The organism is Bacillus sp. JAS24-2 (assembly GCF_008274905.1).
Classification (GTDB): Bacteria; Bacillota; Bacilli; order Bacillales; family Bacillaceae_G; genus Bacillus_A; species Bacillus_A cereus.
The window spans coordinates 47,218-58,839 of the sequence record NZ_CP031069.1 but is presented as its reverse complement, the minus strand read 5'-3'; the positions used below and the strand labels follow the sequence as shown (position 1 = coordinate 58,839).

Here is an 11,622-nt window from a genome sequence, read left to right as displayed (position 1 = left end):
TACTGCCTCCCTTTTAATTTCGTAAACCAAAGAGACCCTTTTTCATAGAGGATGTATGCTGGAATGGAACATCAAGACCAGCTGCTTCCATAATGTGATGGACCTTGGTATTAATTTGCGGAGAACCAAATTGCATCCCCCATTCGTAACTCGTCCGATCTCTGTCATACGGAATTGTCACTGCAATGTTTTGGGAAGAAAGCTTTTCAATATCTTCTACATAATCCTCATCCCCCATATTCAAAACATGAATCATACGAGGCAATGTTAGCTTTGCTTCTTCTATTAGTTGTAATTCGCGTTTAATCGCTATTGCACCACGAGGGTTGCCATTTAGCACATGAACAACAAGGTCTGATTGATATAGAATCGGATAACTCAACACCTCGGATAATTCAGTTGGTACCGATAGAATGATATAATCGTATTCTGTATCTACAAGTGATTCGATAAAAGTCGTTACAAACAATTCTTTGTTTTGAATCTCTGGGAATTGAGCCAAACTATAACCTGATGGAAATACCAGAAAATCCATCTTATCGTGCAATTTTTGCATCAATCTTGGATTCACTTTTTTCTCTAACAAATCTTGCTTGGTACAAATATACTGTGAAAGATTATATTCATTTTCTTTTCTTACAAGCTCTAGGATATTTTTATTCTCATGGCTAAGACCTGTTCCAATTGCAAAACTTGGTCTTACTTGGTCCGCTTCTACATAAAGCACCTTTTTTCCTAGATGAGCTAACTCATTTGCCATCGTAATACTTAATGTGCTTTTTCCTACGTTTTCATTTGTGGCATAAAAAGCAATAATTCTTACCTGCCGATCCATCCTAAAAACTCCTTTCTTACTTAGATTCGTTCAGATACTGCGCTACATACTCTTTTACATTTTTAGAAATTGGATTGGTCGAATGCTTCTCTATATAGTCTAAAATGTTCTTTTGATCAGATATTTGCGAGAATCCTTCAGCTGGTTCTAGTTCTTTCCCTGTTTGTTCTACTTTTTGTCCGACTGCAACAGGAATTACATCTCCAAGTGTTTTTGCACGATTTAAGTATTGAAGCTGTTCAGGTGAAACAGCCAGTGTATATAATCGCGTTACCTTTGGCTTTTGTTTTCCTTCTTGTTCCTCTTTTGATTCTTTCTTTTCTAATACAAATGCATCTTCTGTATTGCTATCTTTTGCAGCAGTCACACGTACACGTTGGAAAAGACCACCGAATACAACCTTCTCATTGTCTCCGTCTTTCACAACTTGTTTGAAATACAAGTCCACATAGGTATTAGGAATGATACTATTACCTGAACTTGTTTCCAAATCAACGAGTAACGGGAATGCAACTTCTCCATCTTTCAAATTTAAAATTGCAGAGTCAGCTAACTCCTCTTTCTTTACTACTTTATTTTTAAAAAGATAGCTATTTTCGGTGATGGGCTGCCCATCATTTGTCCACTTACCTATAACCTCTTTTTTACTTACGCGTAATGCATTTGGAGGAATCCCATCACCAGGTAATGTTCGTTCCACTAGCATTTCTTCTTTAATCTCTGTATGCGCAGGTATATCCTTTGCGGCTACCACAACTTTCGTTGGTTTCACTGCATTTTCTACTGCAAAATGATTGTATCCATAGATACCCGCTACTGTTATAGCAGCTAAACCTACCGCAGCAATCTGCTTCTTTTGAAACTTAGATGGCTTCAATGTTTGTACTCCTCCTTATGTAGCCTTTAAACGCAAAAAAGGACACACCTATGGCGTAAAACGCCTTAGGTGTGTCCTTTTAGCTAATCTAAAGTCTATATGAAAATGTTGAATTTATTTTCTTTAATATTACAATCTCAATATTATGATATATATAGTTTCATGTCAATCATTTCTAAAAAATATCTGTTTTTTCTATTTAAAAACACGTAATCTATAAATTAAAAAACCTCCAAAAACTCTGTTATAACAAGGTTTATAACCTATTAAGGATACCAAAAATATGTTGTAATTAATCTAACGCAACCAAATATTCCTAGGTGGTCGGTTGCTATCCTTTCTTTTTCATTTTATGGAGAAAAGAAGTGCTAGCATAGAAATACTTTTCACGATAGTTGATGAAAGAGACACAATTATTATTAAAACGAAATCAATTTTGTTCCTGTTTCAAAATACTTTGCGGGAGCATAACTCTTCCCATTCCGATCCTGAAATTTGTTTCCAATGTATAGCGATACAATAATTGCGACAGTCCCCATAATAATCAAACGTCTAACACGTTGTTTTTTCTTTTTATCCACTCTAATTTCCCCTTTCTATGAAAAAAAGGCACATCCCATTAAGGGATGTGCCTTTGGTTTATCCATTCAGCTACTAGTTTAAGATGGATATATTATTGTGTCGATTCAACCTATTATACAATACTACTTAACTATTTTCTATTCTTCATATAGTACCAGTTTGATAAATCAGTAATAATATGTTCCTTTCCAACCCAGTTCCAGCCTGGTGTTTGTACAGGAAATGGAAGATCTGCAAGCACCCTTCTCTTTTTAAAGTCATCGTATGCGACCCCTTTAACTTCTACCTCACTTGTCAGGCACAAGCTCATTTCATTTATACCTGCTGGTTTTGTTTCAACATTGAACGCATATTTCCCATCTTTCGTTTTTAATGGTGCATACCATTTGCGTTGGCCATCAATAATTTTTTCTTGACCATCCCAATATAGAGACTTAGTTGGTCTTTTGCTATCAAAAACATGTCCTGCTATTTCAGACATATACATATTTTTAGGTTGGAATTTTGATGCTAATCCAGTATTAGAAACAGCCTCTAAATCTTGTGTTGTTTTTAGCCCTTCATCTGCAAATGGATATTGTGCCGTTACTGCTGTAAATACACCAGGATAATTTTCATTCCACTGACTTTTATATGTTCCATTTACTTGATATGAAAAACCATAGCCACTATGAAGCTTAGAAGGTGATAGATCATTAATACTTCCATTTAATGTTTCATAGAACATTTCTCCCACTGTGTCCTCTTTTGATACACGTTCACTTACTGTTTCTACCACACCTTTTACACTCGTTACACCGCACATCCCTTTTTCATGAGATGGTGCATAGATAGCTGTTTTAATAGGATTGTTTTTGTATGTGGTTTCTTCTACGTCTAGGCGATTACTAGCAGGATTAATTTCTGCTTGAATTGTTCCTCTCCCCTTATGCTGCCAGTCAAGCTTCAGGGTTTTCTTTTCTCCCTCTGTTAATCTTACCTTTTGTGATGCGACTTGTTGTCCGTTATGTTTTAACACAACTACTGTTTCAGGATTTGTATATTTTTCCTCTAATACGTCTAACTTTTTAATTTTATTCTTCTCTTTTTCTAGTTTCTGCCTTGCATTATCTAGCCTACTTGCCGCACTATCTAGTTTATTTTCTTCCCAAGAGCAGTCTCTATCGTAATAGTGATGGTTCCCTTCTGTATCTACCTCATGAATTGGATTACGACGGCAATAACTAAGACTAGACTGCGCACTATCTCTATCAGATTCAGAACTATTTACTTCTTGTTGGGACTTATTAATATTGTTATTTACCTTTTCTCTATATTGGTCACGTTCTGGTTTAAAATTATCACGTGATACATCTATTCTTGTTTTTATATTCTTTCCTTCTCTTGCTGTTTCTCCTTCGATTCTGTTGCCAGAAAAGTCAATTTTATATTTAAAGTCATCTTCATCGCCTGGATCTGGGTTAGGTGTTACTTCAGTACCACAGTTACCATCTATAGTAAAATCAATAGTTTTCTCGTTTGATCCCCTCTGTACAGCATCAAGGACTTTAATTTTCGCAGTATATCGGCCACACATTTGTGGCTGCCACTTTAATTCTTCTGACTTAAATTGCCCTGCATCACCTTCATTTGGTTTTTGATTATCTTTTTGCGGAGTTGAACGCAGGTAATTTTCTTGATGATACACGGTTTCGCCATCTTTTGTAATATCTAACATCCATTTAACTCGGTTACGTTCTCCAGCAGCTTTTTGATAAGGGTTTACTGTCGTTCCATTAGGATCTCGGTCATTGTAACCTTTATTTTTACTTACATACTCAAAACCTTTAAACGTAAATTTAACAGGCACATCATTTTTTCCACTCGTAGCCTTTAAATCTTTTATTTCAGGTTTACTTGTACGTACATACCATAAGCTATACCTATTCACACCTTCTACACCACCAGCCCCTGCATATCCACCAGAAAGATATGCTATATCCCTAATCCAAAAGAAACTTCCAAAATCATTCCTATTCGCAACTGAATTAATAATATGCTTCTTTATATTGGTTAAAACAAAATCAGGATTACCCCAATATTTATCTTGAATTACAGATGAATTTACACGCTCAAATTCTGTTACCATGCGATCCCCAACCTGAATCGATGAATTAAAATAACCTTCATTAGATATCCGAATATACGGTTCTGAAGTATCTTCCCCTTGTACTAAATTTTCTTTTGGATTCCCCCAATTAAAAGAACCATTATAAATCGCTGGATAATGTACATCTCCTTTATATAATGTTTTTGCTGGTTCATAACCACTACCAGGACGGAAATATTTACCTGGCATTTGTAATTCTAACGACTTTAAATAGGTCTCATTATTCCCATCAAAAAAAGGTACATCATCATTTTTAGCACTTACTACTGTTGGTATTGCTAATAAAACAGAAGTACAGGCAAATAAAATTTTTCTTTTCACATTCATATTTTTTCCTCCTAAATATAAAAAAGGACGCACCTGTACCGTTGGGATGGTACGTAAGGTGTGTCCTTTACGTTAAATTTATTAATTTGTTTATTTAGTTATTTAATACTACTTACTATTAAATCACTTTACTGGCTCTAATTCAATATACATTGTATGAATTGCTGTAGAATTTCCAATTCGAACTTTATAATTACCTTTGTAATAAATCTTAGTAGTTTGAGCTTCTACAGTTTCTTGAATTTCTGTATCCAAGTTCAATCCACTTAAGAATGTAACCCACTGTTTAGTCATTTCCACTGTAGCATCATTGTTGTCTAAGAACAGTAATTTAGTCCCTGTAGAATATGGTGAAACTACAAATTGTGCTCCAATTGAACCTGGAGGAAGAAACATATTTTCATCAACAAAAGCTACATCTCCACCAATTTCATTGTATTTTAAATTAGTATTGTACTTGCTATTAATACCTTTTAAAATCGTTTGAGCTTCTGGCGAAACTTGTTTAGCAATCATTGGATCTTTTAACCAATCTGGATAAACCTCTAATTTATCAGATACTAGACTTTCGTCTAATCCCTCTGGAATATTAGTCTCTGGTTTTGTCTCTGGCTTTGTCTCTGGCTTTGTCTCTGGTTTTGTCTCTGGTTTTGTCTCTGGCTTTGTCTCTGGTTTTGTCTCTGGTTTTGTCTCTGGTTTTGTCTCTGGTTTTGTCTCTGGTTTTGTCTCTGGTTTTGTCTCTGGTTTTGTCTCTGGTTTTGTTTCTGGTTTTGTTTCTGGTTTTGTCTCTGGTTTTGTTTCTGGTTTTGTCTCTGGTTTTGTCTCTGGTTTTGTCTCTGGTTTTGTCTCTGGTTTTGTTTCTTTTTCAACTGCATTAATAGAGTTATATAAGAACTGACTATACGCTTCACGTGTTACAAACATTTTTGGAGAATACATATTACCTCCTGTACCAATAGTAACTCCATTTTCCTCTAATGCGCTAATTGCACCGTAAGACCAAGAATTTTTATCAACATCTGCAAATTTTGTTGTTTTCGTTGCCTTAAATTTAAAAGCATTGGTAAGTACTTGTGCCATTTGTTCACGAGTTAAAATATCATCTGGACCATACTTCCCATCACCAAATCCATTCACAAGTCCTGCTTTAGCAAGTGCTAAGATTTCTTTTTCAAACAAATGTCCTTTAATATCAGTAAACGGATTTTTGAAGCTAACATCTGCATCTGCTGGTTTTACGTACATATAAATCATACGAGCAACTTGCCCACGAGTTACATTGTCACCAAAACCAAAGATATTATTTCCGTATCCTTGCACTACTTTACGATTTGTTAAATCATAAATTGCTTTTGTAGACCAGTGATTTGCTGGAACATCATTGAATTTTAGTGAATCTGTGTTATCAGCAGCTTTCGCTGTAAATGCTCCTACTCCTAATAGTGAAGTACCCATAATTGTTAGTGCTGTTGCTGTTTTTAAAAATTTGTTTGCCATTGTTTGTTCCTCCAAATATATTAGTTTTTTCATAGATTCCTTTATTGTACCGAATTTAAATATAAAATCCACATAATTTAACATATAAATTTATGAATTAATGTTTTTTTATAACCGCTGTTCTATAAAGAAAATATTACCATATAGAAATGAGCTTGTAGAGCATTCGTATATTTTTATTTTCAAATGTATTTTTCTAGCAAAAAAACTACACTGAAAAGTATAGTTTTTTACCTCTTTTTATACATATTGATATTTTCAACGGAAATAAATTTGTCCCATTCCATCTTTGTTAGCCCATATCGGTGCTTTCACACTATCTATCCCTATCATTTTAAAAATAAAGAAGTGATGTTCAGCTTTTATCTTAAAATTCAATGGCTGATTATGATCTACGCGCCCTTTTGTATATTCATATTTCCATCCATCCATATTCTGCTCTTTCATTTTCTTCTCTATATCAGGGATTAGATTTACGTTTTTTCCTTCATACGTGTACTGAAAACCACCTGTTTTTTCTGCTAACTCTACTGTACTAGAAGCAAAATCATGTGCCTTTATTAACTGCATTCCATACAGTACACCTTCTGGTATAAGAGTTATCAATAGTAAAGAAAGTGTTAGAAAAAGCGCTGTTGTTACTGTATTTTGCATTTCTTACACACCTACTTTTTCGTATTTATTTCACGTTTCCTCCAGCTTTCTTGTTGTCAGAATCTGCTTCATAAATAAATATGTGTTTTGCGTTACTCTTAATGCTGCCTTTCTTTTCATCAAATTGTTTAGTATAACTAGCAGCTTCGGCTTCTCCTTCAACCGCAATCATTGCAGGTTGCTCTTGTACACCATGTACAGAAAACTCTCGTTTTGATGCCGGATCCTTAAATGTTGCATTTTGGTTATAAGACTTTTCAAATTCTTTCTTTGCGATTTCTGGTTCAATAGCAATTTCTTCTTGTGCTCGTAAAACACCTACTTTTACGGATTTATCCATTGCTGTACTTCCAGCACGTTCTAGTGCAGACTTATTATCGGTGTGTGTTGTATCTCCAATAATCATATCTGTCATTAAGAATAAACAGCCAACAAATAATAATAATGAGGCGGCACCTATAATAAATTTTTGCATTCCTCTTCACACTCCATTAACTTTCAGACTTTCGAAATCGAAATCCACTTAAAATGGAATTTTTCTTTTGGTTCAACAATTGGTTTGGTAGCAGCAACTCTGCTATTTCCTTCATTATTCCTTCTAACTCTTTATAATAGTTCCGACTAGATAGTAACGTACTACTATTTAATTGAGATTCAAATACATCTTCTATCTCATATGTTGGTAAAGCAGTTAATACCTTATCTCCAAAACATTCTTCTACTACTTCATGCTTTAAAAGTGCAGAAGAAAACTTATTCCCAATGATTCTCGTTTTCTCTAAATTTAAGTAAGAAACGAGCTTTCTCTCTTTTGGTGTAAGAGGATGCGCTATCTTTAGCAATTGATGCAAATCTGGTTCTGCTACAAAGAATATATAATCTGCCATTTCACATATCTCATGGTATAAATCTTTATCCCAATCGTTCCCTGCATCAATAATCGAAATAGGTGCTTCTTGGTTACCCAATAAAACCTTAATAAAATGGTCAAAGTCATGATCTGTTTCATTCTTCAACTCTTGGTCCACTATAGGATTCTTTACGATATAATTTATTCTTCCTTGCTTCCATTTTGGAATTGATAATATATCAGCTTCCTTTTGTAGCATCTCCTTATATCTTTGCAACATAAATTCACTACGGTAGTTTTTTGGAGCTTCTGTATATCCCTTTAGTATTGGATACGTATAGCCATCATCATATAGATTCTCTATATAATTCACATCAATCTGTAGTTCATTTAAATAAGCAGCTAAAAGATGCGAAACAAAAGTAGCACCACTTCTCCTGTTCATACTGGCCACCACAATTGTTTTTCTTGGAATAGCAATACCAATTTGTTTCTCATATACTGGCTCAAAAGCCAATTTATACTGTTTTTTAATAATTGGCGCTTTTGGCGTTTCCTCCTGAATATACTTACGCTTTTTTTTGTTTTTAAATAATTTTGATTTAGAGTGCGGTTCACTGTTGCTACCTTCCTCTAATTCACTTGATACTTCCTCTTGTTCCTCATCAACAGGAACGTCGGACAATTTCGTTTGTTGCGGTGCCTGACTTGCTCCTACAATTTCTGCTACATTTTTAATATCTGATTCCTGCAGCAGCTGTGGGATGACTTTATTATCAATATCAATTTTACGAGAGTTAAAAATGTCATAGATACCTAGATAAATCAGTTTCGCTAAAAACTCATCATCATTTTCACGCTCTGTAAATACTACAATTCGAATATCCTTCTGAAAGCGAATGTCTCTTAACTTCTGTAAGATAATTAATTCCCGCTTATCTTCGTGTCCCGCATCAATATTTAATCGTTTGTCATTAATACATAGAATATCAGGTTTTTCCGTATCCAGAATTTCATCTAAATACTTGATGTGCATGACATCACTATCAGCTACTTCAAATCCCGCACCAATAAAATCCTCACGTAAATATGCCGTATACACAGAATCACTAATAGCTAATACAATCTTTTTCATTATAAAAAACTCCTCTTTGATAGAAAATCGCTTTAAAGTAATAGCATGTTTTCAAAAGGCACTTTTGTTGCATTTTGTATTTTTGTTAATAGTTCGGTGAGAAGTGATTCTATTTCAAATCCCTCCAAATTACATGGCATATTATCAATAAGGTTATATTTGACTCTAACCTCTAAACGATCCTCGATTTCTTCTAACGGTACCGCACTAAATAAACTTTGTTCATATATAAATCCATCCCGAAGATTTTTTTGTATTTCTGTCTTGTCTTTGTAAACAATGGTTACTTGTGCTAATTCAATAAAAGGGTTATCTAAAGTTACTTTCGTATTCCAGTTTAGACTCCAGATTTCACAGCGGCCGTCTGCATGCACAACATTAGCAGCTACAGATGGAGTAATTGTAAATAAACGATCTACTGGAACATTTGTAAAAGTAGTTGTTTTTCCTTCTACTACTTTCAGTCCTCTTTCCTCACGTTCATGCTCAAGTGCAATTTCCGCACCAAACAATGCAATTTCACAAAATACTTGCTCCATTATGGGTTTAATGCCTTCATACGTTCGAACAGCAAATACACTAAACTCTTGTGTTTCATCCGTTCGAACTAATTCATAAATGCTAAATTCCGCTGCATTTACAATTGCAAAAGGAATATCTTGTACAAAATTAGGATTTGTAAATAGAGAATCCGGAATCACTGTCTCTGGATGTTTGAAAAACTCTAAACCAAGCTGATATCCTTTTAAAAATGTATTCTTAGCAGCAGCTGGGAATAATGTTTCAAACCTTTTGAGACTGCTTTTAAATTGCTTCTCTTCGACCTCGTTATTAAATTCTCTATCTTGTAAAATGTTTACACGATCAGCAAGCAGTAAAAAATAGTAGTTAATAAGAGAATTAATTCTCTCCTCAAAAACTTGATTATCTTTACAATATTTATCAAATCTTCTTTTGCTTTCACTAATAATTTCATTCATTCTTTAATACTCTCCTTATCATTTTCTAGTTATTAAATAAAAAAAAGACACACCAATGGCAGGTATATGCCCTCGGTGTGTCCGTTTAGCAAGAATTAAACATCTCTCGATTCGTATATTAATTTTAAACAATAAAACTTATGTATAAGATTATCTCTATAAAATCTAAATGTCAATACTACTTCGCAATTATTAATTAAGCTCACAAAAATAATGCTTCTAATTGATTAACCTTTTTCTTTTTTTGCATATGTCATTTAATCACCTAATTCAGGTAATACTATTAGTATATCTAAGTACAGGATTTTCATACCAAAATTTCGATTTATATTTACAACTAAATATCAAAAGTAAAAAACATTCATTTGATATATTCTTTACCTTAGAGAACTTTAGTTACAAAACAATCTTTATAGTACTCATAACATAACTAACAGCAAACGATTAATACATATTAATGTTATGTAAACAATCAAGCGGTATAAACACGTTCATTGATATTAATATATCAACTGACATTGACATGAAATCCTATATTAAGAGATAAATATAAGTTAAACTAACCCAGCCAGTTCATACCTAAGCCAACTTACTAATTACATATTTCGCAAACAAAGATTATAAAATAGCTTTTGGATTCCTATTTTAGTTATTAGACAAAAAGGAACGCTAATGATGAATATACATCCATAACATGTTTATCTTGTAAGAATTAAAATGACTTTTAGTTTGCGCATGCTTAAAATTGAATGACGCACAAAATCATTTCTATTATAGCTAAATTTCAAAACCATTTCTTTCACTCAAATACTATAAAAACTACAATCTATAATTATAGATTGTAAAGATATTATCTGTACTTTTTTATCATAAAAAAACTCATACTTATAGTATGCCCAACTAAATAAGTCATATACCTGAACATTACAACTGCTATTTATAACTAAATTTCAAATATGCTACACCATTCTTTTTATAAATCTCCTTGATCAAGAAGGTTTCAAAGAAAATCTATCTCTATTTAATTTATTAACACAATTTGAAGTAAATAACCCAGACGTGTTAATGTCATATAAACAATTATCCAACACTAATACCCCCGATTGAAATTGACATATCAATTAACATTGATATGAAACGAAATGAAAATATGTAGATGTTAATTTCATATCAATATTTTACATATTATATCAATCCGATGGTACCTAGATGTGAATTAACGTAAAACCATTTGGTAGATCTACATTTATTATTATTAGTTAATAGGATGTAACAACTAGCAAACCAGCGCACGCTATATTTTATTACCAATTACTTTTATTAACTTTTCAAGGGGGTTTAAGTCATAAACACCCATTAGAATAACTAGTATCTCTAAGTCGAAATGGTAGTTTCTATCTCTGATCAACATGACATTAACAATTAGGATGATCCATCCTTAGTTTGAATAGTTTTTGTTAACGTTATATTAATCTCATAGCGATTTCTTGTTTCATGTCAATGTTATCTTTATGGATATTCGAAGTATACTTATCTAAGTTTGGTTAACATATCAATCTCATCATCTTATTTATGATCTTATTATTATATGCAAGCATGTACTAGAGATCGAATATCTACAAAAAACACCACCAGGATTACTCTAGTATTCTAAGTCAAACTTTAGTATCTTAAAAACTTCCTTAAAATTCCTCATAAAACCCTTCGTTTACGATTCACATTTCATGTTAAAGGGT

The 11,622-nt window shown here is 33.2% G+C and carries 9 protein-coding genes; all 9 read right to left on the bottom strand.

Translation table 11 applies throughout. The annotated features are described in order from the left end of the window. Positions 1–13 precede the first annotated feature (13 nt). A complete protein-coding gene (locus DN407_RS27355; RefSeq protein WP_149216800.1) occupies positions 14–835 on the bottom strand; it encodes a CpaE/TadZ family protein in 822 nt (273 codons plus the stop codon). A 16-nt stretch (positions 836–851) separates the two neighbouring features. Then, the gene (gene cpaB / locus DN407_RS27350; protein WP_074541159.1) at positions 852–1,712 is read right to left on the bottom strand and encodes a Flp pilus assembly protein CpaB; all 861 of its coding nucleotides are present in this window, start codon (positions 1,710–1,712) and stop codon (positions 852–854) included. A 419-nt stretch (positions 1,713–2,131) separates the two neighbouring features. Then, positions 2,132–2,293, bottom strand: coding sequence for a hypothetical protein (locus DN407_RS31770; protein ID WP_179955837.1), 162 nt, complete (start codon positions 2,291–2,293; stop codon positions 2,132–2,134). 131 nt (positions 2,294–2,424) lie between these two features. After that, positions 2,425–4,770 (bottom strand): hypothetical protein, encoded by a 2,346-nt coding sequence (locus tag DN407_RS27345; RefSeq protein WP_149216799.1) that lies wholly within the window; start codon positions 4,768–4,770, stop codon positions 2,425–2,427. Positions 4,771–4,893: 123 nt separating this feature from the next. Further along, entirely contained in the window at positions 4,894–6,300 is a 1,407-nt protein-coding gene (locus tag DN407_RS27340; protein WP_481748646.1) for an S-layer homology domain-containing protein, read from the bottom strand. Positions 6,301–6,525: 225 nt separating this feature from the next. Beyond that, positions 6,526–6,921, bottom strand: coding sequence for a DUF4320 family protein (locus DN407_RS27335; protein WP_001181739.1), 396 nt, complete (start codon positions 6,919–6,921; stop codon positions 6,526–6,528). Positions 6,922–6,946: 25 nt separating this feature from the next. Then, positions 6,947–7,396: a hypothetical protein gene (locus tag DN407_RS27330; protein WP_001168873.1), complete on the bottom strand. Its 450-nt coding sequence runs from the start codon at positions 7,394–7,396 to the stop codon at positions 6,947–6,949. 16 nt (positions 7,397–7,412) lie between these two features. Next, complete coding sequence (locus DN407_RS27325) at positions 7,413–8,906, bottom strand: hypothetical protein (protein ID WP_179955836.1); 1,494 nt, start codon at positions 8,904–8,906, stop codon at positions 7,413–7,415. Between the two features lie 32 nt (positions 8,907–8,938). After that, positions 8,939–9,886 (bottom strand): hypothetical protein, encoded by a 948-nt coding sequence (locus tag DN407_RS27320; RefSeq protein ID WP_149216796.1) that lies wholly within the window; start codon positions 9,884–9,886, stop codon positions 8,939–8,941. Positions 9,887–11,622: the final 1,736 nt, after the last annotated feature.

Coding starts and splice junctions, on each gene's coding strand:
- DN407_RS27330 (WP_001168873.1), bottom strand. CDS start 7,396: ATGCAAAAATTTATTATAGGTGCCGCCTCATTATTATTATTTGTTGGC.
- DN407_RS27345 (WP_149216799.1), bottom strand. CDS start 4,770: ATGAATGTGAAAAGAAAAATTTTATTTGCCTGTACTTCTGTTTTATTA.
- DN407_RS27325 (WP_179955836.1), bottom strand. CDS start 8,906: ATGAAAAAGATTGTATTAGCTATTAGTGATTCTGTGTATACGGCATAT.
- DN407_RS27340 (WP_481748646.1), bottom strand. CDS start 6,300: ATGAAAAAACTAATATATTTGGAGGAACAAACAATGGCAAACAAATTT.
- DN407_RS27335 (WP_001181739.1), bottom strand. CDS start 6,921: ATGCAAAATACAGTAACAACAGCGCTTTTTCTAACACTTTCTTTACTA.
- DN407_RS27320 (WP_149216796.1), bottom strand. CDS start 9,886: ATGAATGAAATTATTAGTGAAAGCAAAAGAAGATTTGATAAATATTGT.
- DN407_RS27355 (WP_149216800.1), bottom strand. CDS start 835: ATGGATCGGCAGGTAAGAATTATTGCTTTTTATGCCACAAATGAAAAC.